The 26,010-nt window shown below is 53.4% G+C and carries 21 protein-coding genes; 8 read left to right on the top strand and 13 right to left on the bottom strand.

Annotated features, from left to right (window positions below; all coding sequences use genetic code 11):
- Positions 1-7 precede the first annotated feature (7 nt).
- Both JI741_RS24945 and JI741_RS24940 read right to left on the bottom strand, forming a co-directional pair.
- Positions 8-1,633 carry a RagB/SusD family nutrient uptake outer membrane protein gene (locus JI741_RS24945; protein WP_202014164.1) on the bottom strand — a complete coding sequence of 542 codons (1,626 nt, stop codon included), beginning with the start codon at positions 1,631-1,633 and terminating at the stop codon, positions 8-10.
- A 12-nt stretch (positions 1,634-1,645) separates the two neighbouring features.
- Positions 1,646-4,741: a SusC/RagA family TonB-linked outer membrane protein gene (locus JI741_RS24940; protein ID WP_202014163.1), complete on the bottom strand. Its 3,096-nt coding sequence runs from the start codon at positions 4,739-4,741 to the stop codon at positions 1,646-1,648.
- Positions 4,742-5,047: 306 nt separating this feature from the next.
- Between JI741_RS24940 and JI741_RS24935 the strand changes: the two genes are divergently transcribed.
- Together JI741_RS24935 and JI741_RS24930 are read left to right on the top strand one after the other, a co-directional pair.
- Entirely contained in the window at positions 5,048-5,263 is a 216-nt protein-coding gene (locus tag JI741_RS24935; RefSeq protein ID WP_202014162.1) for a hypothetical protein, read from the top strand.
- Positions 5,264-5,378: 115 nt separating this feature from the next.
- Positions 5,379-6,068, top strand: coding sequence for an SDR family NAD(P)-dependent oxidoreductase (locus tag JI741_RS24930; RefSeq protein ID WP_202014161.1), 690 nt, complete (start codon positions 5,379-5,381; stop codon positions 6,066-6,068).
- Between the two features lie 82 nt (positions 6,069-6,150).
- Here the strand turns inward: JI741_RS24930 and JI741_RS24925 are convergent, their stop codons facing one another.
- From JI741_RS24925 to JI741_RS24910, 4 genes are all read right to left on the bottom strand, one after another.
- Positions 6,151-8,586, bottom strand: coding sequence for an ABC transporter permease (locus JI741_RS24925; protein ID WP_202014160.1), 2,436 nt, complete (start codon positions 8,584-8,586; stop codon positions 6,151-6,153).
- A gap of 157 nt (positions 8,587-8,743) precedes the next feature.
- On the bottom strand, positions 8,744-10,750 hold the full coding sequence (locus tag JI741_RS24920; RefSeq protein WP_202014159.1) for an amylo-alpha-1,6-glucosidase: 2,007 nt from the start codon (positions 10,748-10,750) through the stop codon (positions 8,744-8,746).
- 32 nt (positions 10,751-10,782) lie between these two features.
- Positions 10,783-13,407, bottom strand: a complete 2,625-nt coding sequence (locus tag JI741_RS24915; protein ID WP_202014158.1) for an MGH1-like glycoside hydrolase domain-containing protein — start codon at positions 13,405-13,407, stop codon at positions 10,783-10,785.
- Positions 13,408-13,482: 75 nt separating this feature from the next.
- Complete coding sequence (locus JI741_RS24910; RefSeq protein WP_202014157.1) at positions 13,483-14,286, bottom strand: SDR family oxidoreductase; 804 nt, start codon at positions 14,284-14,286, stop codon at positions 13,483-13,485.
- A 314-nt stretch (positions 14,287-14,600) separates the two neighbouring features.
- Between JI741_RS24910 and yiaA the strand changes: the two genes are divergently transcribed.
- The gene (gene yiaA / locus JI741_RS24905; RefSeq protein ID WP_202014156.1) at positions 14,601-15,002 is read left to right on the top strand and encodes an inner membrane protein YiaA; all 402 of its coding nucleotides are present in this window, start codon (positions 14,601-14,603) and stop codon (positions 15,000-15,002) included.
- 176 nt (positions 15,003-15,178) lie between these two features.
- On the opposite strand, the gene JI741_RS24900 is transcribed toward yiaA, so the two are convergent.
- Entirely contained in the window at positions 15,179-16,018 is an 840-nt protein-coding gene (locus JI741_RS24900; RefSeq protein WP_202014155.1) for a polysaccharide deacetylase family protein, read from the bottom strand.
- A 196-nt stretch (positions 16,019-16,214) separates the two neighbouring features.
- Positions 16,215-16,412, bottom strand: coding sequence for a Sec-independent protein translocase subunit TatA/TatB (locus JI741_RS24895; protein WP_202014154.1), 198 nt, complete (start codon positions 16,410-16,412; stop codon positions 16,215-16,217).
- A gap of 412 nt (positions 16,413-16,824) precedes the next feature.
- Here JI741_RS24895 and JI741_RS24890 point away from each other — a divergent pair, with 412 nt between their 5' ends.
- Together JI741_RS24890 and JI741_RS33135 are read left to right on the top strand one after the other, a co-directional pair.
- Positions 16,825-17,067: a hypothetical protein gene (locus JI741_RS24890; RefSeq protein WP_202014153.1), complete on the top strand. Its 243-nt coding sequence runs from the start codon at positions 16,825-16,827 to the stop codon at positions 17,065-17,067.
- A 5-nt stretch (positions 17,068-17,072) separates the two neighbouring features.
- Entirely contained in the window at positions 17,073-17,372 is a 300-nt protein-coding gene (locus JI741_RS33135; RefSeq protein WP_202014152.1) for a type II toxin-antitoxin system RelE/ParE family toxin, read from the top strand.
- Positions 17,373-17,535: 163 nt separating this feature from the next.
- Here the strand turns inward: JI741_RS33135 and JI741_RS24880 are convergent, their stop codons facing one another.
- Positions 17,536-20,298 carry a family 78 glycoside hydrolase catalytic domain gene (locus JI741_RS24880; RefSeq protein ID WP_202014151.1) on the bottom strand — a complete coding sequence of 921 codons (2,763 nt, stop codon included), beginning with the start codon at positions 20,296-20,298 and terminating at the stop codon, positions 17,536-17,538.
- 150 nt (positions 20,299-20,448) lie between these two features.
- Here JI741_RS24880 and JI741_RS24875 point away from each other — a divergent pair, with 150 nt between their 5' ends.
- A complete protein-coding gene (locus JI741_RS24875; RefSeq protein ID WP_202014150.1) occupies positions 20,449-21,174 on the top strand; it encodes a 6-phosphogluconolactonase in 726 nt (241 codons plus the stop codon).
- Positions 21,175-21,278: 104 nt separating this feature from the next.
- Here the strand turns inward: JI741_RS24875 and JI741_RS24870 are convergent, their stop codons facing one another.
- The 4 genes from JI741_RS24870 to JI741_RS24855 all read right to left on the bottom strand — a co-directional run bounded on the left by JI741_RS24870 (position 21,279) and on the right by JI741_RS24855 (position 24,143).
- Positions 21,279-22,034 carry an SDR family oxidoreductase gene (locus tag JI741_RS24870; RefSeq protein WP_202014149.1) on the bottom strand — a complete coding sequence of 252 codons (756 nt, stop codon included), beginning with the start codon at positions 22,032-22,034 and terminating at the stop codon, positions 21,279-21,281.
- A gap of 144 nt (positions 22,035-22,178) precedes the next feature.
- The gene (locus JI741_RS24865) at positions 22,179-22,967 is read right to left on the bottom strand and encodes an L-fucose dehydrogenase (RefSeq protein WP_202014148.1); all 789 of its coding nucleotides are present in this window, start codon (positions 22,965-22,967) and stop codon (positions 22,179-22,181) included.
- Between the two features lie 12 nt (positions 22,968-22,979).
- A complete protein-coding gene (locus JI741_RS24860) occupies positions 22,980-23,810 on the bottom strand; it encodes an amidohydrolase family protein (protein WP_202014147.1) in 831 nt (276 codons plus the stop codon).
- Positions 23,811-23,813: 3 nt separating this feature from the next.
- Complete coding sequence (locus JI741_RS24855; protein WP_202014146.1) at positions 23,814-24,143, bottom strand: L-rhamnose mutarotase; 330 nt, start codon at positions 24,141-24,143, stop codon at positions 23,814-23,816.
- A gap of 214 nt (positions 24,144-24,357) precedes the next feature.
- On the opposite strand from JI741_RS24855, the gene mtgA reads away from it, so the two are divergent.
- Entirely contained in the window at positions 24,358-25,071 is a 714-nt protein-coding gene (gene mtgA / locus JI741_RS24850) for a monofunctional biosynthetic peptidoglycan transglycosylase (protein WP_202014145.1), read from the top strand.
- 112 nt (positions 25,072-25,183) lie between these two features.
- On the top strand, positions 25,184-25,957 hold the full coding sequence (locus JI741_RS24845; RefSeq protein ID WP_202014144.1) for an NIPSNAP family protein: 774 nt from the start codon (positions 25,184-25,186) through the stop codon (positions 25,955-25,957).
- Positions 25,958-26,010: the final 53 nt, after the last annotated feature.

Raw genomic sequence — 26,010 nt, 5'->3', positions numbered from 1 at the left:
ACCTTCTCTAATAGCCGGGGTTCTGCAAAAAGAGCGAACCGTCGGAATTCGAAGTCCTGTCAATCTGGTCTTGCGGAATGGGCCGCACCGTACTGGTTTCTTTAATGTTGTCTTTTGCTTGCGCGTTATAAAGCTTCACGCGCTCCAGCAATTTTTTCGTGCGCACCAGGTCAAACCAACGGTGTTGTTCGCCCAGCAATTCGCGCGAACGTTCGTCGAGAATGAAGTCAAGCGTCACATCCGCATCGGCAATTTCCATGTCGGCTTCTTTGCCTGCAAATGCTGCACGACGGCGCACGGTGTTGATGAGGGCTGCCGAGCCGGGTTGGCCCAGCATGAGCAACGCTTCGGCACGAATGAGGTAGGTTTCTGCCAAGCGGAACGCAAGAAAGTCGCGCGAACCTTCAAACGTGGTCACGTCAGGACGGAGCGGGTCGAGGTATTTGCGCAGGGAAGGGAAAAGCTTCTCGGTGTATTTGCTGGGTGTGATTACCTGGAAGTTTTTCGCGGCAATCACTTCGGGGGCAAGCTCCACGCCGGGCAGCCACATGGTGGTGTCGCCGGTGGCCAGCGTCACCGACTTGCCGTTGATGGTGTAGGTGCCGGGCTTGTTGCAATAGAACACCTGCTTGAAGTTTTTGTCATAGCGGCTGTCTTTGGCGCGATCGTAAAGTCCCAGCGTGTAGTTGGTGGGCTTGAAGCGTTTGAACGGACGACCGTTGGCGATGTCGCGTTGCATGCCGGGCTGCACGTCGTATTCCATGAGGAAAAACACGTGGGCGTTGTTGCCGCCGCCGTTGGTCAACGGATCGCTGGTGTATTGCACAGACCAGATCACTTCTTCGTTGATTTCGCCCGAGCCTTGCTCAAACACTTTTGCATAGTCGCTCAGCAACTTGAACGAATACTTGGTGAGCACTTCGTTCGAAAGGTCGGCAGCTTTCTGATATTCTTCCTGTGGTGTGGCCGTGGGATCTACCGTGGCCCGCGTCAGGTGCACACGCGACAACAGGTGTTGTGCGGCGGGTTTGGTGGCGCGTCCCCAGTTGGGTTGGGTGGCGGGCAGGTTGGCTATGGCAAATTCGAGGTCGGCCACGATGGCATCATAGATGTCGGGCACCGGTGCGCGATGGGCTTCGGTGCTGGCCGTTACCGTCTCGTTGAGTGTGAGGGGCACGGGGCCGTACAATTGCACAAGAATGAAATAGAACTGCGCGCGCAGAAATTTTGCTTCGGCCACACGGGTTGTTTTCACCGCAGCATCGAGGCCCACAATCTTGTCGGCGCGGTCGATGGCCGTGTTGGCCGTGTTGATGCCACGATAAAAATCAGTCCACAGTTCCGACAGGATGCTGGTGCGTGAATCGAATTGTGAGGTGTATTGATTCACAAACTTGAAGCTTCCATCCGAGCCGTTGGTGTATTCGTCGGTGCCAAACACTGTGAGCGACATTCCGCGTTCGGTAGCATAGAACGAGCGCATGAATGAGTAGGCGCCTTTCACAGCATCTTCAAAACCGGGTATGGTGTTGAAGTAGTCCGGAACGGCATTCGATTTATTTTTCTCCTCCAGCATATCAGCACACGACTGAAATACGAGGGCGACAAAGCATATAGCGATAATTTTCTTCATGGTCCTGGTAGATTAGAGTTTCAGGTTGATACCGAACAAGATGAGTTTGCTGGCAGGCGTTGAAGCGTCCAACTCGGCGGTGCGTTCGCGGCCGGCCGAAGGTGTGCGTGCAAATTCAGGATCGATGCCTTTGTATTTCGAACGATACGAAGCAAAGATGAACGGGTTCTGCGCGCTGGCATAGATGCGCACCGACTCAAGGTGCAGGCGTTCGGAGATGCCCTTGGGCAGCGTGTAGCCAAACGTGATATTACGAATCTTCACAAACGATCCGTCGAAATAGGTCAGCGACGAGCCATATACCGGGAACTCCTGGTTTTGGTTGGGGCGTGGATAGTCGTTCGAAGGATTGTTGGGCGTCCAGTAGTTCACGTCCAGGTTGTTGTAGCGACCAAACAGGTTGTTGTAGTTGCTGTGGAACAAGCTGCGGATCATGCCGCCCTGGCGGGTGTAGATGAAGAACGAAAAATCGAATCCTTTATACGAGAAACGGTTTGTCATGCCACCGGTCCAGTCGGGAACATCAGAACCGAGAATGGTGCGGTCGTCGGCGTTGATCTTGCCGTCGGCACCAGCCACCAGGTTGCCGTTTGCATCGCGACCCGCAAGGTCGGCTACTTTAATTTCACCGGGCTTGCGTTGGTATTGCGTGGCCTGATCCAACTCTGCGGTTTGCCAGATGCCTACTTTCTGATAGTCGAAGAACACCGTCATGGGCTGGCCGATAAACCAGCCGTTGCCGATGTCATCCTTCGTGCCACCATACAGGTTCACGATGGCTTCGCGGTTTGCATAGATGTTGAAGTCGGTTGTCCACTTGAAGTTACCGTTGTCGATGTTCACCGTTCCGATCGAAAGTTCGATGCCCTTGTTGCGGGTCTTGCCCACGTTCGACAGGAAGAGGTTTGATGTTCCGGAGTTTGCCGGCAACTGTTGTTCCATCAGCAAGTCGGAGGTGTTCTGCACATAGAAGTCTAACGAACCCTGCACACGGCCATTAAACAACCCGAAGTCCAGACCGATGTTGGCCGACACGGTGGTTTCCCATTTCAGATCGGGGTTTTTCAGGTTGCGCGGACGGTAGCCGTAAGCCCCCGAGTTTCCAAAAGCATACCTGGTTCTTTCCAGGTCGCCCAGCGTTCTGTAGGGATCAATGCCTGTGTTGCCGGTTTTGCCATAGCTGGCGCGCAGCTTCAGGTTGGTGAACACAGGAATGCCTTTCATGAAGTCTTCTTCAATGATATTCCAACCCACTGCAGCCGACGGGAAGAACCCGTATTTACGACCATCGGCAAAGCGCGACGAACCGTCGGCCCGTCCCGTAATCGTTAGCAGGTATTTATCTTTAAAAGAATAGTTCACGCGACCCATATACGACTGAATGGCCCAGTCAACATAAATGCTGCCCACACCTTCGATGATCGGCGCAGCACCCAGGTTTTCAAACTGCATGTATTCTGCGGGCACGCCACGAACCTGTGTGGTATAATATTCGTCGGTCTGGCGCTGCAAGCTATAGAGGCCCGTCACGTTGAAGTTGCTGGACCCAATGGTCTTTGCATAGTTCACCACGTTCTCCAGTGTGTAGGCTACCGTGCTCCAGTTGTCGCCACGTGCTGTGGGATCGCCCTTGCGGCGCGCGTTGGTGAGGCTTCCGGTGAATTCTCCTTTTCTTCTGTTCTGAAAGTCGGGGCCGAAGTTGATGCGATACGTGAGGCCTTCAATGATTTTTGCTTCTGCATAGAAGGAGGTGAACACGCGCATGCGCTTGTCTTCGCGCACAATGGCGCCGGGAACAATTTCATTCAACGGGTTCGAACGAAGACCGTCGGTGGTGGGAAGAAAATTCAAGGAACCGTCGGCATTGTAAGGATTGCCCAGCGGGTTGTTCAGCAACGCTTCCGGGATGGGATTGAAGCCGTCGCCGTTTTGTTTGTTATACGAGGTGAGCGTTGATGTTCCGATCTTGAAACGCTTGCCGAATTTATGGTCAAGGTTGATGCGGAAGGTTGCGCGTGTAAAGTCCTGGTTTGGCACAATGCCCACGTCGTTGAAATAGTTGGCCGATACGGCAAATTGTGTGTTCTCGTTACCACCCAAAATACCGATCTGGTGATTTTGCTGGTGGCCGTTGCGGATGATCAGATCCTGATAGTCGGTAGTGCGACCCGACTGAATGCCTTCAAGTTCTGTGGGCTCAAACAATTTCTTGTCGGCGGCCACTTTGTCGTTGTCGTCATAGGTGCCGGTGGCGCGGCGCGATTCGCGTTTGTATTCAGCAAACTGTGCGCCGTCCATCATGTCGATGTTGCCGAGACTGCTCGACACGCCGTAGTAGCCATCGTAGGTCACTTTCGTTTTTCCATCAGTAGAGCCACGTTTCGTGGTGATGAGCACCACGCCGTTGGCACCGCGCGATCCGTAGATGGCAGTGGCCGATGCATCTTTCAACACATCCATCGACTGGATGTCTTGCGGATTGATGTCGCCGATGCCGCCGGCCAGGGGAATACCGTCCAATACATAGAGCGGGTCGTTGCCCGCGTTGAAGGAGCGACGTCCGCGAATGCGCACGCTCACACCCGAACCGGGGGTTGTTCCGGTCGACACCACGTCAACACCGGCGATGCGTCCTTGCAAGGCTTGTTGTGCGTTGGTTACGGGAAGCTCCGTCACTTCCTTGGTCGATACCGATGCCACCGAACCGGTGATATCCTTTTTGCGCTGTGTTCCATAACCCACCACCACAACTTCCGTCAGTTGCTGGATGTCGGCGGCTAGCGTCACGTTCACCGTGCTTCTACCGTTGAGGGGTTGTTCCTGTGCCAGATAACCAATAAAGGTGAAAACCAACGTGGCCGAAGCATCGCCTGCAACAGCGATCGAATACTTTCCGTCTGCATCGGTGGTGGTGCCGTTGCTTGTTCCTTTCACAATCACGTTCACACCAGGCATTCCCACACCGGAGTCGTCCGAGACCGTTCCCGTGACCGTGGTGGCCTGGAGCATCGCCATTGCGCCGCTCGCATTTGCATAAACACCCACCGGACTCATGCAGAGCATAACCCCGATGAGCGAGAGCGTTCCATACCGTAATAAAAATTTCATAGGCTTTAAGTGTTTTAGTCAGTTACTCTCCTGACGTTAAATAGCGCGCGACCACCTTACAGGAAAGGTGCTTTTTCTTTCTATTCAATCGGATGAAACCCCAAAACGGTATGTGGCTAAACTATTATCATCATGACAACAATCTGATCGTTGGTGATGTATCTCCCCCATTTGCGAACATTAGGCGACCAGGCTATCGGGTGTACGGATTTGTATAAAAACAGCAAAGCATTGTATCTTCGATACGCTTGCGATTATCAGGCTTCTTTTCGCGTTTGTTTTCGTTTCACCTAAAATTCAAATGCTATGTTCCTACTCTTTCTGATTTTGTATGTGCTGTGCGGCGTCACGTTCAGCTTAATCTTTTTGTCACGTTTCATCACCGCGCTCCACGAGGCATCGAGCGAAACACGGTGGACGTTCATGCTCATCATCTTGCCGGCTTGCGTTGTGCTGTGGCCTGTGTTGCTGGCGAAATATGTGACCAATCGAAACGAGATGAATGATGACCAGACGGCATAGCCGGCATGGTTCGCGTCAACGGCGCACAACAGATTCCACTCCTTCTTCCGAAAAAATTTCGCGCTGCGAGCAGGCAGGCGCTTGTCTTCATAGGCGATGATGTTACCTTAGGGCTATGAAGAAAGTATTGATCACCGGTGCATCCGGTAATTTGGGGAAAGCCTCGGTCGAAAAGTTTTTGAAAGAAGGCTACAAGGTGCTCGCCACCGTCACGCCAGGCAAGACGTTGGGCTTCGAGGTGTCGGGCGACATCCAAACGTATGAAGCCGACCTGACCGACGAGAAGTCTGTGTCGGGTGTGATCGCCACCATCATTGAACAGCACGGCGCCATCGACGCGGCCTTGCTGCTGGTGGGCGGCTACACCTTTGGTGGTATTGCCGAAACCGACGGAGCCGTGTTGAAAAAAATGATGGCGTTGAATTTTGAAACGGCCTATTATGTTTCGCGTCCTGTGTTTCAGCAAATGCTGTTGCAGTCTACGGGAGGCCGCATCATTTTTATTGGTGCACGCACCGCCCTGAAAGCGTCTGATGGCAAGAAGTCGCTGGGCTATGCCTTGTCGAAATCGCTGGTGTTCAAACTGGCGGAGTTTCTGAATGCGGCCGGCAGCGGCTCCAACGTAACGGCCTCCGTGGTTGTGCCCAGCACGATAGACACTCCCGTGAATCGTGAAGCCATGCCCAACGCCAAGTTCGACACGTGGGTGAAACCCGAAGCCATCGCCGACGCACTCGCCCATCTTTGCTCGGATGCCACCGGGCCGTGGCGCGAGAATGTGGTGAAGATCTATGGCGGAGCCTGAGCGCTTTTTACGCTACACACGCCTGATAAAAAAAAGGCCATGTCTTGAAGAAGACATGGCCTTTTGGTTTGTGCACTTTCAATTACTCGCTTCGCAGCGACGTCACCGGGTTGGCAAGCGCGGCGCGCACCGCCTGATAACTCACGGTCAATGTCACGATGACCAACACCATCACCAGGCTGATCACATACGATGTGGCCGTGATGTCGGTGTGGTATACGAAGTTGGTGAGCCATTGGTTCATGAGGTAGTAGGATACGGGCACGGCGATAACAAAGCCCAGCACAATCAACACGGCAAAGTCGCGATAGATCAGCATCAGGATGCTCTTCACATTTGCGCCCAGCACTTTGCGCACGCCAATCTCTTTCACCTTGCGTTGCACGGTGAAGAGCACAAGGCCATACACCCCGAGACAGGATATGAGAATGGCGATGCCGGTGAAGGCCTGGATGATGGTGCCGAAGTCGCGGTAGTTGTTGTATTGTCCATTCAGGGCATCGTCGAGGAAACCGTATTCAAACGCCTTCTCGGGAAACAGTTTGTTCCAGTCAGCCTCCAGCTTGTTGATGATGTCTTGTCCGTTGGCATTTTGGAACGTGATGCTGAGGGTGGTGAACTGGTCGGCATCAAGATCGAGCACGAGTGCCGACATGGGTGTTGACAACGACGCGAAGTTAAAATCTTTTACCACGCCAATCACCTTGCCCTTCTTGCCTTCCTTGTTCACGGTTTTGCCCAATGCGTTCTGAGGGGTTTCCCATTTAAATTCGCGCACGGCGGTTTCGTTCACCACATATCCCTCTTCGGCATCGGTGCCGTGTTCGCGGCTGAAGCCCCGGCCCGCCACCAACTCCATGTCATACGATTTCAGAAAGTCGTAGTCAACCGACATGTTGGCGATGAACATGTTGTCTTCGGGGGTGAAGCCTTCGGGAGTGATGCCGTGAAAAATGACACCAAGTCCCGGCGCGCCCGACGACAGCGTTGTTAATTTAACACCCGCCAATCCCTCGGCCGTGTGGCGAAAGGTTTCTAGGCGCGAGCTGAAGGCGCTGTCGCGCTGACTAAAGATGCCGTTCAGGTTTTGGCTGGTCAGTGGAATGTTGATGACCTGGTCGTGCAGAAACCCAAGCGGGCGGTCTTCGAGGTAACGAAGCTGTTTCACAATAAGCAACGAGGCCGACAGCAGCATGCAGGCAATGGCCAGCTGAAAAACAACCAACGCCTTTCGAAAGAATTGGCTGCCATGATCCAGTTTGCCGTGGCCCTTCAGTGCATTGACCGATTCGAACTGCGTCACAAAATAGGCCGGGTATCCTCCCGCCATGGCGGTGATGAACAGCAACAGCAGCACCGAAGCCACAATCAATTTCACATCTACCGCTTCGGCAAAAACAAGATGCTTGCCCGTGAGCAGGTTCAACAGCGGCAGCGTGAGATGAAACACCGCATAGGCAAAAGCCATCGACAACAGCGAGAACAAAAAACTCTCGGCCAGAAACTGCACGATGAGCTGAAATTTCATGGAACCCAATATTTTACGTATGCCGATTTCCTTGATGCGCGAAAACGACTGGGCCGTGCTGAGGTTGATGTAGTTTATACAGGCGATGATGAGCGTGAGAATGCCCACCCCCACAAAGATGTAGATGTTGGCCATGCTGTTGGTCGACGACGGCTCGGCCAGCAACGTGCTTTTCAAATGGATGTCGAGCAGGGGCATGAGCTGAAACACCTGCCCCACCAGGAAACGCGGCTGTGCATATTTTTTCAGGAAGTCGCCCATGCTGCTGTTGATGTGGGCCGACGTGGTCCCCGGCTTCAGCAGCACATAGGTGTAGGAGTGCGAGATGATGAAATTGATGTCGAGATTTTTACGCAGCACTTCGGCCGTTTGAGGTGTCTCCAGGTCGAACATGTTGTCGTAGGGCACCAGCATGTTGAAGCGGATGTGCGAGTTTTCGGGGAAGTCTTTCACCACACCCACCACCTTGAAACTTTGACGGCCCGAGAAGATGAGCGATTCGCCGATGGGATTGGCATCGCCGAAATATTTTTTGGCCATCTCTTCATTGATGAGCACCGTGAACTTGTCGCACAAGGCGCGTTTAGGATTGCCCTTCACAAACTCGAACGTAAACATTTTGGCCAGGGCCGAGTCGGCAAACAACACCCCCGACTCTTCGAAGGCTTCGGCGTTGTTGGGACGCGTGATGCTGACGTTGCGCAGGTAGACGCGCGCGGCTTCTTCTACTTCCGGAAAATAATCTTTCAATACGGGAGCGATGGGTGGCGGCGAGCTGGCAATCTCCAGGCCGTTGGGCGCTGTGTAGCGCATGCGATAGAGGCGATCTGCCTTCTCGTGGAAGCGGTCGTAGGAAAGTTCGCTTCGCACGTAGGTGATGATGAGCAGGGCAAGCGCAAGTCCACAGGTGAGGCCCACAAAGTTGATGAACGCGTAGGCTTTGTACTTGAGGATGTTGCGAAAGGCTGTCTTGAAAAAATTCTTAAGCATAGGCAGTTGGTTTTATGTACCCCATGGCGGGGTACGATTTGGCGTCCCCTCCAAAGTATTGACAGCATCCGTACGTAAAAAACTTTGCCGGAGTTGTTGCTATGTGATGAGCGGAAACAAAACTACCTCCTTCAACCCCATGCGTTTTTTCTCCGTATCACACGGCCGTTGTAGACTTGGCCTGTGTGACTTCGCGCGGCGCCGCTTCCAGCAATCCGTATTGTTTAATAACGCGCAATATTTCTCCCACACCCCAGGCCTGCGCCACACAACCGCGCGGGGCGTAGGGCGCTTCGGCGTCGAATATTTCCGACACGGTGCCTACACATCCCTCGTTTAAATGCGCAAGGAATTTTTGCACCAACTGCGATGCTTCCGCCCATCCCTTTTCTTCTTTCACCACCATCACGGCGTCAACATAAGGTCCCAGCAAATAGCTCCACACTGTGCCCTGATGATAGGCACCGTCGCGACTGCGCACATCGCCGCCATAGGCTGGACAATACTCACGGTCTTGTGGCGACAGGCTGCGCAGTCCCCGGGGTGTGAGCAAGTGTTTGGTCACCGCGCTCAACACTTTCTTTGCGCGCTCTTTGGTGAGCAGGGGAAAAGGAAGGCTGATGGCATAGAGTTGATTGGGACGCAGCTCGGCATTTTTTTCCGAGTCGTTCACGTAGTCATACAGCACGTTTTGTTCTTTGTTCCAGAACACGGCATTAAAACTTGTTTTCACCCGGGCTGCTTTCAGTTCGTAGGCTTTGGCTTCTTCGTCTTTGTCGGATTCGGCACAGAGAAAATTCATGATGCAAAGGGCGTTATACCACAGGGCATTGATTTCAACGGGCTTGCCTCTGCGGGGAGTCACCACCCAGTCGCCCACCTTCACATCCATCCACGTGAGTTGCACGCCTTCCTGGCCACCACCGAGGAGGCCATCTTCGGGATCGACTTTTATGTTATAGCGCGTTCCTTTTTCGTGCCATTGCATGATGTCGCGCAACACGGGCATCACCGCTTTCAGAAACGATTTGTCTTCGGTGTTTTGATAATAGTGATACACCGCCTGAAAATACCACAGCGTGGCATCGATGGTGTTGTATTCGGGTGCTTCGCCATAGTCGGAGAAGCGGTTGGGCAACATGCCTTCGCTCACGCTTCCGGCAAATTGAAGCAGGATCTTTTTTGCTTCGCCAAAACGTTCTGTGGTGAGGCACAGGCCCGGCAGGGCAATCATGGTGTCGCGGCCCCAGTCGGCAAACCAGTGGTAGCCTGCCAGGATGGTGCTCAATGCACCGCGCTTCACAATGAACTGGTCGGCGGCAAGCGCAAGTTGTTGCAGGCTTGCATGTGTCGAAAATTTCTCGGTGAGCTTTTCGCGACGCTTCCGTTCGTTTGCCAACAACTTCAACGCATTCTTTCCTTCCGGATCGTCGGTAGAGACAATAACACCAAGCACGTCGCCGTATTTCAGCGTCACCGAAAATTTGCCCAGCGTATAGAGGTCTTCCTGAAAGTCGAGGCCGCGTTGTTGCTCCACGGCATATTCAAAATTATAATACCAGCCCTGTTGTTCGGTGAATGTGGCGCCGGGCACGGCGATAAAAATTTCAGGACAGCCCTGGTAGTTTAGCGTGCGGAAGATGCCGTCTTCAAAAAGATATTGTCGGCCAATGTAGTCGTTGGCGTGCGACAGGCTGTGAAAGTCGCGACACGAACTCAACGGCAGCAGTTCCAATGTGAATGGCGCGGGGGCGCGCAGCACTTCATAAATAACCAGCGTGGTGCTTTCGCCATGCACAGCGGCAATGGTCTTGCGCAATTCGATGCCTCCTGCTTCGTAGGTGAACACCGGAAAAAACTCGCGCTCAAAAGATTTCAGGTGCGTATATCCCTGCGGATGCACGACACCGGGATATTGGTTGGTACCCAGTTCGATGCGCGTTGTGTCCTCTCCTTCCGTCAACACCAATGTTTCGTCAAGCTTGGAGAGTGCCACCATGCGACCCACCGGTGGTTGCTGTGCCGCCACCAGCAGTCCGTGATAGCGACGTGCGTTGGCGCCCGACACGGTGCCTGCAGCATAGCCACCCAGTCCATTTGCTTCGATCCATTCCAGACCAAGCGCGGTGTCAAAGTCGGAAAGTGTTGTGTTGTCAAACTTCATGGCCCAATAGTTTATGTAACGTTTCTACTCCTTCACTGTGTTTTTTTTCTGCGCGGTTGAATAAGCTTGGCCACCAACCCGGTCCAGCCGGTCTGGTGTGTCGCGCCCACGCCGCGGCCGCTGTCGCCGTGAAAATATTCGAAGAACGGAATATAGTCGCGGAAATGGGGATCGGTTTGCAGCTTCTCAAAATCGCCATGCACGGGTCGTCTTCCATTGGCGTCTTTTCTGAAAATGCTGATCAGTCGCTCGGAAAGATCGTCGGCAATTTGTTTCAGCGTTTTCATGTTGCCCGATCCTGTGGGATGCTCCACTTTGAAGTCGTCGCCATAATAGTGATGAAAGCGTTGCAGCGATTCGATGAGCAAAAAATTCACCGGGAACCAAATGGGACCACGCCAGTTTGAGTTGCCGCCAAACAACGACGTGTCGCTCTCGCCCGGCGTGTATTTCACTTTAAATTCCGTGCCGCCGGTACGCAACACATACGGATGATCGAGGTGATAGCGCGACAGTGCACGAATGCCATAGCCCGACAAAAATTCGGTTTCGTCGAGCATACGTTTCAGCAGGCGCTTCATGCGATGGCCGCGCAGCAACGACAGCAGGTGTCGCGCGCCTTTTCCTTTTTCTGTCCACCTCGAAATGAGGTTGGCCAGGTCCGGACGATTTTCGAGAAACCAGATGGCGCGCTCGGTAAACTCGGGCATGGAGTCGAACAACTCCTGGTCAAGCACCTCCACGGCAAACATGGGTATGAGGCCCACCATGGAATGAACGCGCATCACGGTGCGCTCGCCATCGGGGGTGCGCAGCACATCATAGAAAAATTCGTCCTCCTCGTCCCACAGATCGATCTTCTCGTTGGTCATGGCGCCAGCGATGTAGAGGAAGTGTTCGAAAAATTTTGTCGCCAGGCTTTGGTACGTAGGATTCTCTTTCGACAACTCAAGCGATATGCGCAGCAGATTCAGGGTGAACATGGCCATCCAGCTGGTGCCGTCCGATTGTTCGATGTAGCCACCTGTGGGAAGCTTTGCGCTGCGGTCGAACACGCCAATGTTGTCCATGCCCAGAAAGCCACCCTGGAAGATGTTGTTTCCGTTGTTGTCTTTGCGGTTCACCCACCATGTGAAGTTGAGCAGGAGCTTGTGAAATACTTCTTCCAGAAATTTCCGGTCGCCTTTGCCGCCCTGAAGTTTCTCGTCCATTTTGTAGACACGCCAGGTGGCCCATGCGTGCACGGGCGGGTTCACATCGCCCAGCGCCCACTCGTAGGCGGGCAGTTGGCCGTTGGGGTGCATATACCATTCCTTGGTGAGGAGTATCAGCTGGTGCTTGGCAAACTCGGGGTCCACCATGGCGATGGGCAAGGTATGAAAGGCCAGGTCCCATGCGGCATACCAGGGATATTCCCACTTGTCGGGCATGGAAATGATGTCGCTGTTGTTGAGGTGCTTCCACTCGTGGTTGCGCCCGTTGAGGCGTTGCTCGGGTGGTGCCGGTTGGGCGGGATCGCCCTTGAGCCACTCGGCCACGTTGTAGTAGAAAAACTGTTTGCTCCACAACATGCCCGCGATGGCCTGGCGCTGAATGTCGCGCTTGTCGGCGTCTGCAATTCCGTTTTGCACGCTGCCATAGAAACTGTCGGCTTCGCTGACGCGTTGCTTCAGCACCCGTTCAAAATCCTTGAAGGGATCGACATGATATTTGCCCGACAACCGCAGCGACACACTTTGTGAGTTGCCAGCGGGCACCGACAGTTCGTAGTGAAACGCACCCTTCGTGCCTTTGTGCTGTGTGCTCACGGCATTGCGCTGTCCGTTCACCACATAGTCGTTGATGCCGTCTTTGTAAAGGCCGGTACCGTCCACGTTGTAGAGGCGCTTCACGTTGGTTTCGTTCTCACAAAACAAGACGCCGGGTTCGCCTTCGCCGGCGAGGTAGTAGGTGCCCAGTTCTTTGTGATGGATCTGAATAACGTCTTCTTCGTCGCGAATCATCTCGGGCTTGTAGGCATCATAGCCCCATGCCCACGTGTTTCGAAACCAGATTTGCGGCAACACGTGCACCGTGGCTTTTTCGTTGCCGCGGTTGTGCACGGTGATTTTAATGAGCAGGTCGTTGGTGTCGGCTTTGGCATATTCAATGAACACATCGAAGTAGCGGTTGTCGTTGAAGATGCCCGTGTCGAGCAACTCATACTCCGGGTCAAGCTTGCCACGGCGGCGGTTTTCGTCTACCAGCTGGTTATAGGGAAACGCTTCCTGCGGATACTTGTAGAGCATCTTCATGTAGGAATGCGACGGTGTGCTGTCGAGGTAATAATAATGTTCCTTGCAGTCTTCGCCGTGGTTGCCCTCGTTGCCGGTGAGGCCGAAGAGGCGTTCTTTCAGGATGGGATCTTTGGTGTTCCACAAGGCCAGCGAAAAACAAACGTGCTGTTTGTCGTCGCTAATGCCGCCAATGCCTTCTTCGCCCCAGCGATAGGCTTTGCTTCGCGCGGCGTCGTGCGACACATATTCCCAGGCGTTGCCGTGAGGACTATAGTCTTCGCGCACGGTGCCCCACTGGCGTTCGGTGAGGTATGGCCCCCATAAGCGCCAGTTTTGTTTTTTGTCTCGATCGTCGTGCAGTCTTTGTTCTTCTGCGGTCATGGGCGGCAATGCTTGCGCATCGGGTATGGTTGGGTGTGTTCTTTTAAGGTTGTCAACGTGCATGCTGCGGGTCGCCTACCCGTTGTCTTCGAAGCCGGGATAGAGCAACATGCCGCCGTCCACAAACAGGGTGATGCCGTTCACATAGTCCGAATCATCCGAGGCCAGCCACACGGCCGCGCCGCCAATGTCTTCGGCTTCGCCGATGCGCTTGGAGGGGATGAGCTTTAGCAACTGATTGTATGACTCGGGCGTTTGCCATGCCGCGTGGTTGATGGGGGTGCGTATGGCTCCGGGGCCAATGCTGTTGACGCGGATCTTTAACGGTGCATATTCCTGCGCTATGCTTTTCATCAGCATCATCACACCACCTTTGGAGGCCGCATAGTTGGCGTGGCCCGCCCAGGGAATGACTTCGTGCACAGAACTCATACAAATTATTTTTCCGGCGGCCTTCGATTTTTCGGGCACCACACCGCGGCGCAAAAATTCTTTGATGGCCTCGCGTGCGCAGAGAAACTGGCCGGTGAGGTTGATGCCGATCACGCGGTTCCATTCGTCGAGCGACATCTCGTGAAACTTGTTATCTTTTTGCAAGCCGGCATTGTTGATGAGGATGTCGACGGTGCCATAGGTCTTCAGCGTTTCGGCAAACATGGCCAGCACTTCGGGCTCGCTGCTCACGTCGGCTTTCACGGTGATGGCCGAGCCTCCCGCGGCTTTAATTTCCTGCAGCACTTTTTCGGCTTTGTCGGGGCTCGACGAATAGTTCACCACCACGGCCGCGCCTTCGGCGGCGAGGGCTTTGGCAACGCCGGCACCAATGCCAGAGCTGGCCCCGGTCACAATGGCTACTTGTCCTTCCAGTTTACGTTTCATGTTGCGATATGAGGGTTAGGGTCAAACTAAAAAAATGTTTTTCACGGCACGACAAAGGTGGCGAATGTTGGGTCAATAAAATGTCTCTTAAGATACAAAACTATCGTTCACAAACCGAAGCTCCCAACGCTGGCGTCGGGGAATATAATATACGGATAACGCATTTTGTTTCGCGCGAAACCCATTTGAGAAATCCGCGGCAATCTCTATCTTGCCCGCGTCATTGTGAGCCCGTCATACATTTGGAGTTTTATCGAAGCGCCTTGCCGCAAACCAAAGTTGTCTGCCCAACCGAAACCATCTTTATTTTCTATATGAACCAAAAACCATCCAATGCCTTCATTGCTGCGTCGTGGGTTGCCCTCATGGCTGGAATCGTTTCCTATAATGTAGGACTGTGGAATGCCGACATGCTTCTGAACGAGAAAGGCTACTATTTCACCGTGCTCATGTATGGCTTGTTCTCGGCCGTGTCGCTTCAAAAAAGCGTGCGCGACCAAATGGAAGGCATTCCCGTAACCAACATCTATTATGGCCTAAGCTGGTTCTCGACCATTCTGGCCATCCTGTTGCTGGTGGTCGGCCTCTGGAACGCCACGCTCACGCTCAGCGAAAAAGGTTTCTACGGAATGTCCTTCATCCTGAGTTTGTTCGCCGCCATTGCCGTGCAAAAAAACACACGCGACAGCGCCAAGTTCGAAGCAAAAGAGGAATAACCTCTACCCTATCCGCAAAACAAACAAAACCGTCAATCCGCGATCACATGATCGGGGGTTGGCGGTTTTTATTTATTCAATGTTTTGGGTAAAACCTGTTCTTCAGACAAGATCTGTTTCAGAAAACAGCTTCCCCGACAAACATTGCTTGGGATTGCACTTTTATGCTACCCCGCCTACCGTTTCAGATCCGCATAGCTGATCAGCTTGATCCCTTTTTTCTTTATCAACTCCTTCACCCTGGGGTGTGTCCAGGCGTTGGTCACGCCCTGGCGGTCTTCGGCCACGTTCTCGTAGCCAATGTGATGGATGGCGCGTAGCTCGGGCGTGTCGAGGCCGGGGTGTTCTACGAAGAGGTAGGTTTCGCCGGGCTTCAGTCCTTCAAGCATGGCGAGGATGCTGGCCACCTTCTCTTCGGAGGTGGTGTGGCTGCCCACATAGCGGGCGTCTTTCACGTTATAGTCCGTGGGGTCGATGTCGATTTTATATTCCACCGCAAGGCGTTTGGCCAGGGCCTTCACATCGTCGTTCAGGTAGTAGCAGCCCATGTGGGCAGAGATGTGGCTGATGCGCGGAATCTTTTTTAACGCCAGGGTTATTTGCGCACGCATCTCTTTTTCGATGTCGGCAATGTTCCATTTGTTTTCCTGCAACGCCTGGCCGGGATAATTTTTGTTGGGCCAGATCATGGGATAAAAATAGCCGTCGGCGTTGGTGAGGCTGGGGCAATTGGACACGGGGCGATATTTCACGTTGTCCCACTCGCTGGTGAGGGCAATGTGAATGCCCACGTCGACCGTGGGATTTTCGCTAAGCAATTTCACAGCTTCCGGAAACCACGGCGAGGGCACAATCACTTCGATGGAGGTTTCGATGCCTTCGCGAAAACACTTCACGAGGGCTTCGTTGCCGGCGTGCGAAAACCCCATGTCGTCGCCCCGCACAATGAGGCGTGGCGGCGTTTGTGCGTGCAGCGAAAGTGAGAGCAGAAAGGCGAAAGGGAACAGGAGTTTCATGGCGAGGGGGTTTTGATGCTTTTGTGAATCTACAACCGAAATCCCACACGCCGTTTGCCGTTCAAAAAAAGGAAGCAACAAAAAAAGCGGATCCAGTGCGGATCCGCTTCACAATACTTTGTTGATTGAATTTTCTAAAAACCTGCGCGTTGATGCGCCACCCCGGTGGTTTCTGCAAACCCGCGTGGGGAAAGGCCTACAGATCTGTGTTGATGCGAGGAACTTCGCTCTTCACATTGTCCACCTCTTTCTGTACGTCGCTGATAGCGCCTTTGAATTCGCGCACGCCCTTGCCAAGGCCTTTCATGAATTCGGGAATCTTCTTCGATCCAAAGAAAACGAGGACGAAAACACCGATCAGCAAAATCTCCTGAACACCTATTCCGCTAAGCATAATTTTTTGAGGTTAAATAAACACGACGAAAATGTACGCAAAAGTGAGCAACTGCCGTATGGTTTGAAAAGGTTTCCTCCATTTTTTTTACAGCCGGTGGCCGACCTTAAAGAAGGCTTAAAGGCAGGGTTATAAACGGCGACTTGGGGGCCGCTGAGAACCTTCCGGGGTAGCATCGGCGGAATATGTTCTACCCACGTTCCTTAGGCCCCAAATACATTTAGATCGAATTTTCAGGAAATCAAGGCGGAAATGAATGAAACTATCGCGTTTGATTATGCTGGCGTCATGATGTTAATTTCCCTGAACACTCCAAGGCGATTTTACTTATATTCGAATACATTTTCCAACCGGTATCGACCCTAAAGCACTGGTCCAGGCTGGCTGGCAAGATACCTTAATCCTAAAGTCGATGAAAACCGAAGAGATCAGACAAAAACTTGTTGACTATATTCAAGTGGCCGACGAGAAAAAAGTGCATGCACTTTACACTATGGTCGAAAACGAAATTCAGATGGAAGCGCCTGACATCTGGACAGATGAGTTTCTAGCTGAACTTAACAATCGATTCGATGAGGCTGAAAAAGGAGACGCAAAAGTTTACTCCTGGGAAGAAGTAGTCGCCCGTGCGAAACAATTTGCAAAGGATAGATAAGATCAATGCCGTTTAATGTTGTTTTTCACCGTGCTGCTGACCAAGAATTTGCTGACGGTTTCTCTTGGTATCAAATGCAGTTAGATGGTCTTGGCGATCGTTTTACGGATGCGGTTCACGCGGTGCTCTCACAGATTCGATCAAACCCTTTGATGTACGCTCAAAGAAAAAATTCATTTCGAGCAGCAAAAGTTAAGGATTTTCCCTTTCTAGTAGTTTATCGGATCTCTGACAAAAATCGGATCATCGTGATCGCCTCAATCTTTCACACGAGTCGTGCCCCACATAAGAAGTACAGGATCTAATCGCCACCATTTCAACAATTTCATGCTCTCCCAACGTGCCTTTCTCGTCGAATATGTAGCCTCAAATTAAATAAGCAACATCCTCTCACAACATCAAAGAGCGCCCCGAGTCATTTTTTCCCGAAAAAGGCTTCCGCTGCCCCGGAGTTGAATTTCACGCGGTCTAATTCTTCCCGTCCGTACCTTCAAAATGATACTCGCCCGAAGGCACCGATAACACGGAATAGCCTCCCTCGTTGCGCAATGTTTTTATGCCCGACTGCGGATCGATCGGTGCCCCGCCTTCTCTCACTTGCACACCGGGTTTGTTCGGCACCCACACTTCGGCCGCGGTGTTTGCGGGGATCGACACCGTGAGTTGAAAACGATCGCCCACCTTTTTCCAGTCGCTCACAATTTTGCCGTGTATGGACGTGAAGCTTCCCTTTGCCCAGGTGAGGTCACCCGCAGGTTGTGGTTTTATCTGAATCTTTTTGAAGCCCGGCTCCAGTGGGTTGATGCCCAGCAGTGCGCGGTAGAACCACTCGTCTATAGAGCCAAACATGGGATGGTTTTGCGACGGTGCATTGTCGGGATACTCCCACGATTCCCACAAGGTGGTGGCGCCTTCTTTCAGCATGAAGCCCCAGCCGGGATAGTCTTTCTGGTTGGCGATGCGGTAGGCCACTTCGTTCTGCCCGCTTTCGCGCAGCACGTCGAACATCATCATCACCCCAAAAATTCCGGACGACACATGATCTTTGTGGCGCGCAAACTCACCCATGAGCGCCTGAAATGTTTTCTCTTTCTCGGGCGACAGGTCATACCACAAGGCAAAGAGTTGTGCCGATTGTGTGCCGTTGTCGAACCGGCCCGTGTTGGGCACCAGGTATTTTTCAGCAATGCGTGTCTTTATTTGCTTTGCCAGCGTTGCATACTTTTCGGCGTCGGCCTGCTTCTTCAGAATGGTGGCAAACTCTGCGGCCAGCACGGCATGATGGTAGTAGAATGCCGATGCGCTCAGGGCTTCCGGTTTGGGATCGAGTGCCACGTGGTCGCTGATGTCCCAATGAAAAAGTCCGTCGATGGCGTTGTCTTGCAGGAAGGCGAGTTGCTTTTGAACGCGCGAATACTGCGCGGCAATGATGCGGGTGTCGCCATAAAATTCGTAGAGTTGTTTTTGCAGATAGGGAAAGGCAAGCTGCCATCCCAGCGGGCCTGACTCTCCTCCCAGTCCTTTGTCGTGGATGCCGGTGTAGGGAGCTATTTCGGTGATGCCGCCGTCGGGTTGTTGCTCGTCGGCAAAATCGCGCACGGCTTTGCTGTAGAACTGGCTCATGTCGTAGTTGTAGAGATAGGCATTTGCCGTCACCACCATGTCGGCGCCGTAGCCCATCTTCTCGCGCCCGGGACAATCGGACTGCACGCTGAACACGTTGCTGAGAAACGTCCACTGCACGGCCTTGTGAATGGCGTTGAACATGTCGTTGGAGCATGCAAATTCGCCCACCGGTGTGAGGTCGGTGTTCATGCGCAGGCCTTCAATGTCGTTCACGGTCGGCTTGCCGGGCCAGCCTGAGATTTCAACATAACGAAAGCCGTGGAAGGTGAAGCGCGGGTTCCAGGTTTCAATGCCCGAGCCCTTCAGCGTGTAGCTGTCCTGTTGCCAGGCTGTGGGTGGTGCGCCGGGGCCGCCGTTCATGCGCCAGATTTCTTTCAGTTGTCCCGCCACGGTGGTGAGGTAGTTCAACGTTCCATCGGGCATCAGCGCTTCGCCGTAGCGCAGGCTGATTTTGGTTCCTGCTTTGCCTTTCACTTTGATGCGCGCCACGCCTGCAAAATTCTGTCCCATGTCGGCGATGTAGAGGCCGGGTTTCACTTGCAGGATCTTTATGGGTTTTAATACTGTAGTCACTTTTATGGGAGGCTGCATCTGTGGGTGCAACTCGCCGGCCGGACCGGTCACCAGCGTTGCATTTTTCCATGCGCCGCCGGGCGATGTAGTGTTCCAGTTTTTCACTTCGCGGCGGGCGTCGTGGTGTTCGCCCAGGTAGACATTGTTCCGCAGCACCGGGCCGGGCGTGGTTTGCCAGGTGTCGTCGGTGGTGATCACGTCGGTGGTGCCGTCGGCATAGGTCACGTGAATTTCGGCTTTCACACAGGGGCGGCCGGTTTGCTGTGCGTTGCGCAGGTTGAAGCGTCCAAACAAACGCAGGGGCAGCGGGTTCCACCAGCCGTTGCCCAGCATCACTCCTGCCACGTTCGAGCCGGGTTTCAACAGCGGCGTGATGTCGTGCGACACGTAGAGCACTTCTTTCTTGTAGGTTGTCCATCCGGCATCCAGCATGTTGTCGCTCACCTTGTGGCCATTCAGATAGGCTTCGTAGTAGCCTACGCCCGCGATGTAGAGTCGTGCCAAAACAGGTGTGCTCTTCACGTTCAGTTCCTTGCGGAAGAGGGGCATCGGGTCGTCTTTGTAGAAATCTTCATCCTGCACGAAGGGCTTGCTGCCATCGCCGATCCATTGCGCTTTCCAATCGTCGGGGTTGAGCATGGCCGTTTCGAACCATGTGTCCGCACTCCAGGCCGAGGGTTGGTCGTGGGCATCGTATGTTTTCACTTTCCAGTAGTAGCGCGTAAATGCTTTTAGCGGTTCGCCGTTGTATACCTGCTGAATGTTTTCGTCGCCGTGCACTTTGCCGCTGCTCCACACCACTTTTGCCACGCTGGTGGAAGGACCTTCCGTCACCACAAGCTCATAGGCCGACTGCGATTGATTTTGCAACGCGGTGTTGAACGTCCATCCAAATCTTGGCGTCGTGGTTTCGATGCCCAGCGGCGTGGTGCGATATTCGCACGTGAGCTGCGCCGGTGTGGTGACGGCAGTCTGTGCCCCGGCCATGCCGAACACGGCGAGCGCAAACACGAAGAGAATTATTTTTTTCACGCGACAAAAGTTTAAAGACTTCATGGGTATGAACGACAGGCGCATTTTGTGTGCAACTTGTGCCCGGGAAGTTACAAACGATTGCGGAAGCATGGTGCACGACATCAAAAAATCGCCTACATTTCTGCATCCGGCACTAGCCCTTCACCCATGCACGTCCACCTGTTCTCAGACTACCAACGCCTTAGCCGCGCCACAGCCGATGTGATCCGCGACTACATCACCAAAACCCCAAACGCCCTGGTTTGCCTCGCTTCCGGCCATTCGCCCCTCGGGGTGTTCGAATGCCTTGTTAAAGACATCCACGCGGGGCAGCTCGATGTTTCGCAATGCACCTTTGTGGGATTGGACGAATGGGTGGGAATCGCGCCCAACCAGAACGGATCGTGTCGCGAAATGATGGACAAATCGTTTTTTGAACCCGCAGGCATTTCCGAAAATCAAATTGCATTCTTCGATGCCCTTTCGCCCAATCTTCAAACCGAAGCCGACCGCATCAATGCACTCATTGAAAGGCGTGGGGGCCTCGACATCATGCTGGTGGGCGTGGGCACAAACGGCCACATTGCCATGAACGAACCGGGCACACCCTTCACCATCGCCGCACATGTGAGCACGCTGGCGGAAGAAACCAAAACGGTTGGCCAAAAATATTTCGAACAATCCACCATCCTGGACAAAGGCATCACGCTTGGCCTGAAGCACGTGCGCGAAGCCAAGTTGCCCATTCTGCTGGCCAACGGCCGGAAGAAAAACGACATCTTGAAAAAGGCCTTTACGATAACACCCTCACCTGAAATTCCGGCGAGCATTTTTCAAACTCTCGCACACGGGTTGGTGATGCTGGATGTTGAGGCAGGAGAGGGATTGAAGTAACGTTCACAACAACATCCAGAACGCGGGCGGATATTGAACCCCGCTCTCATCCTGGATATTGATCACATCATCTGTTTTTTATTCCGATGTGAACGTTGATGATCTTACAACGTCGCCATTCCACCATCCACAATCAACTCTGCGCCCAGCACAAACGATGAATCGTCGGAGGCAAAGAAGGTGACCACGCGGGCAATCTCTTCGGGGCGACCAAAGCGGCCGAGGGGAATCTTACCAGCAATGGCCTCGCCAATGGCTTGAATTTGTTCGCCGGGCAGGCCCATCTTGTCGGGTGTATACAACGGTGTGGACACGGGTCCCGGACTCACGGCGTTGACGCGGATCTTGCGGGGAAGCAGTTCGGCCGACAGTGTTCGCACCAGCGTGAGGAAGGCGGCTTTTGTGGCCGAATAGACCGATGCATTCGGCATGCCGATGCTGGCGTTTATGGAGGTGTTCAGCACAATCGAACTTCCTTCGGGCATGAGTGGAAGCACTTGCTGGATGGAGAAGTATGCACCTTTCACGTTCACGTTAAATTGTTCGTCGAAATGTTGTTCGTCGGCTTGCTCGATGCTTGAAAACTTGGCGATGCCTGCGTTCACAAAGAAAGCGTTCACCACCGGTGCCACGGCTTTCAGTTTTGCACCAAAGCTTTTCACCTGTGTCATGTCGGCCACATCGAGGGCGATGCCTTTGGCTTGCGGGCCGAGTTCTTTCACGGCCGCGTCTACGGCGGCTTGCGAGCGGGCAGTGATCACCACGGTAGCGCCTTCTTCAATAAAATCTTTGGCGGTGGCAAAGCCGATGCCGCTGTTGCCGCCGGTGATGAGTGCGGTTTTGTTTGCTAATCTTTTCATGCTGTTTGTTGTTGATACAAGTATAGGAACGATCGTTCCATATAAAGGTTCAACAATCAGGAACATTTATTCCGTTATTTAAAAAAGGGCGGTTTCTGCCTATTCCTGCACGGAAATATTGTAGAGCATAAAAAGATTAACCGATCAGGCGTTTGCCAGTCCGCGATCGAGGTGCACATAGCCGCCGTCCACATACACCAGTTGGCCGGTGGTGTGGCTGGAGCGTGGCGAGAGCAGGAAGGCTGCGGCGTTGGCGATTTCTTCGGCGGTGGTCATGCGCTGGCCCAGGGGAATTTTAGATTCAATTTCCTTTAGCTTCTCTTTGGGGTTGGGCAGCGTTTCGATCCACCTCTCATAGAGTGGTGTGTAGCACTCGGCCACGATGATGGCGTTGACACGGATGTTGTATTTCAAAAGCTCCACGGCCCACTCGCGTGTGAGGGCGTTGCGTCCGCCGTTGGAGGCGGCATAGGCCGAGGTTCCCCCCTGCCCTGTCTCGGCCGTTTTGGAACCGATGTTCACGATGGCACCTTGTGTGACTTTCAAAGCGGGAAGTGCGTAGTGCGCCATGAGGTAGTAGTGCACCAGGTTTTTATGAAGGGAGGCGATAAACTTTTCGTAGTTGCCGTTTTCCAGACCCACGCCATCGTTCACGCCTGCGTTGTTCACCAGGCCGTTTATCTTTCCAAACTTTTGCAGCGTGGCGTTCACGGCGCGTTCTGCTGCGGCGGGCTCGGTGAGTTCGGCCACGATCTGAAAAGCTTTTCCGCCTTTGGCCGTTACTTCGTTCACAATCTTTGTATTGTCTTCTTCACTTCTTCCCACCACCACCGGAATGGCGCCTTCGGCAGCCAGCACTTTCACGATACCTTCGCCGATGCCTTTTGCTCCGCCGGTCACAATTATCACATGATCTTTTAAGCCTAAATCCATAGCTTGATTTTTTTATAGGTTATAAAATTGAATGGCGTTGTTTCCAAAAATTGCGTCCTGTTCGTTTTTGCTGAACGCTGAATAATATTCTTTCACCAGGTTGAAGGCTTCGGCATAGGTTGCGGCCACCAGGCACACGGGCCAGTCGCTGCCAAACAGCAGGCGGCTTGTGCCAAAGGCTTCCGTCACGGTGTCGAGGCAGGGTGCAAAGTCTTCGCGTGTCCAGTGTTTCCAGTCGGCTTCCGTCACCATGCCCGACACTTTGCAGTGCACGTTTTCGAAAGCGGCCACGGCCTCGATGTTTTTTTTCCACGCGGCAATGTCGCCCGATTTAATGTCGGGTTTGGCGAGGTGATCGATGACGAAGCGTTGGTGGGGAAAGGCTTTCAAAAATTCTTTTGTGTAGACCAGTTGGTCGGGATAGATGAGGATGTCGTAGGTGAAGTTGTGTGCGTTCAGTTTTTCGATGCCCTGCATAAACGCAGGGTCGAGCATGTAGTCGCGTTGGCGTTCGCCTTGCAGCACGTGGCGAAAGCCTTTCATTTTCGCGAAGGTGCTATAGTAATCCAGTCGTGCTTCCACTTCCGGCGATTTGAAGTCCACCCACCCCACCACGCCTTTGATGAAGTCGTGACGGTTGGCGTTGTCGAGCTGAAAAAAGTTTTCGGTTTCCGACTGATCGGACTGCACTATCACGCAGCCGTCGATGCCGTTGGCGTCGAGCACAGGTTTGAGGTCGGCGGGCAGGAAGTCGCGGCGGATGGTGAGCATATCGTCGTTGATCCAGCTGTCGCGAACGGGGTCGAACCGCCAGAAGTGCTGGTGTGCGTCGATGCGTGCCATGCGTTAGAGCTGGAAGATTTTTTCCATGGGCATCCATTTCTCGCCGGGCATGGCATGGGGAAGTGCCTGCTGATATTTCCACGTGTGGGCTTCCCATTGTTGCACGAGGGGGTTGGCGGCGTCTGCCGCGGCTTTGGCGGCCGGGTCGTAGTCGTCGGTGGTGTCCATGATCATGAAAAGCCGGTTGAGGATGCGATAGATTTCCATGTTGGTGATGCCGGCGTCGGTGATGGTTTTCGGAATTCCGGGCCACACGTTTCGGTGCCAGAATTCATATTCAGCAATGAGGGCAGGATCATCCCGCAGGTCGAGTGCAAAGCAAAAACGTTTCATAGGCTCAGAGCATATTGCGCACATTCTCGGGGATGTGATGGTGGATTGTTCCCGCGTTCAATCGAATGTGTGAAGTTAAAGATAGTGAGGATTCTTTTTCCCGGAACAGAAAGCGCGATCTTATTTGACGATCGCCACACAGGGCTTTGCGGAAGAACACATTTTTGTATTTTCGCGCGTTCTTCCAGTTATTGGGAACACGAATCGCACTGGCATGAAGGCATGGCTCATTTCCGTAGGTCTGAAAATCAAGAACATATTCCTGTTTTTGTTTGCCGCGCAACTTATCTACATCATTGTGCTGAAGTGGGTGGACCCGCCCATCACCGTGACCCAACTCCAGAGCTGGGTGCACCGCGACGGTCTTCGCCGCGACTATGTGAACCTCGACGACATGTCGCCACACGCGGCCCTGGCCGTGATTGCTTCCGAAGACCAGCTCTTTCCCGACCACAACGGCTTCGACATCAAGAGCATCAAGAAAGCCATGGAGCTGAACAAGAAAAAGCCCAACCGTCTGCGCGGCGCTTCCACCATCAGCCAGCAGGTGGCAAAAAATGTTTTCCTCTGGCAGGGGCGCAGCTGGTTGCGCAAGGGCCTTGAGGTGTACTTCACGTTTATGATTGAAGCGGTGTGGGGCAAGCGTCGCATCCTGGAAATGTATCTGAACGTGGCCGAGATGGGCAAAGGCGTGTTTGGCATTGAAGCTGCATCGCGCAAGTTTTTCAACAAGTCGGCCAAAAAGCTCACGCGCAACGAAGCCGCCATGATTGCCGCATCGCTGCCCAACCCGAAGAAGTATACGGTGAAACCCGTTTCGAAATATATCAACAAACGCTACCCGTGGGTGATCCAGCAAATGAACTTCCTCCATACCGACGAAGACATCCGTCGGTTGCTGCCGGGCGCGAAGAAGATGGGAAGCTAGGGCTGCCTTTCAACCTTTCACTACCGCCGGTCCCTTTGTTGTTGATTATGTTGCGCCAGATCGCTTACCTTTCTGTGCATACAACCTCTTTTACACCCAAACACATTCACTTATGAAATTGCTATCCTCCCTATTTGTAATGGTCTCCTGCGTGGCGTTTGCCGCAACAGCGGCACCGAAACGTGAGTTCTACGAAATCAAGATCTATCGTGTGACCAGCAGCGCCCAGGAACAGAGCGTGGAAAAATATCTGAAGGAAGCCTACCTTCCTGCCCTGCACCGCGCGGGCATCGGCAAAGTGGGCGTGTTCAAGCCGGTGGAAACCGACACCACCTTTGGCAAACGCGTCTATGTGCTCATCCCCTTCACATCGATGGACCAGTTTGTGAAATTGCCCGAGACGTTGCTGAAAGACAAACAATATGAAACCGCTGGCGCCGACTACCTCAACGCCCCCTTCGACAATCCACCCTATGCCCGCATTGAAAGCATCCTGCTCCAGGCCTTCACCGGCATGGGCCAGCTGGAAGCGCCCAAACACACCACACCCGTGACCGAGCGCGTGTATGAGTTGCGCAGCTACGAAGGCCACACCGAAAAAATATTCCAGAACAAAGTGAAGATGTTTAACGTGGGCGACGAAATCGCGCTCTTCAAACGCCTCGGCTTCAACGCCGTGTTCTACGCCGAAGTGCTCTCCGGCCCCCGCACCCCCAACCTCATGTACATGACCACCTTCGCCAACCAAACCTCGCGCGACGAACACTGGAAAGCCTTCTCTGCAGACCCCGAATGGAAAAAACTCTCGGGCATGAGCGAATACCAACACAACGTTTCGAAGATCAACATTTACTTCCTGCGCCCGGTGGCGTATTCGGAGATCTAGTTCCCGGATGAGTGAACTGTCAATTTGAAAGTGACGTCACGTAACTACATGAA

Origin of the sequence: Chryseolinea lacunae, from assembly GCF_016735595.1 — a bacterium.
In the GTDB taxonomy this organism is placed as follows: domain Bacteria; phylum Bacteroidota; class Bacteroidia; order Cytophagales; family Cyclobacteriaceae; genus Chryseolinea; species Chryseolinea lacunae.
The sequence above is the reverse complement of the archived record's forward strand: the minus strand, read 5'-3'. Positions and strand labels throughout refer to the sequence as shown.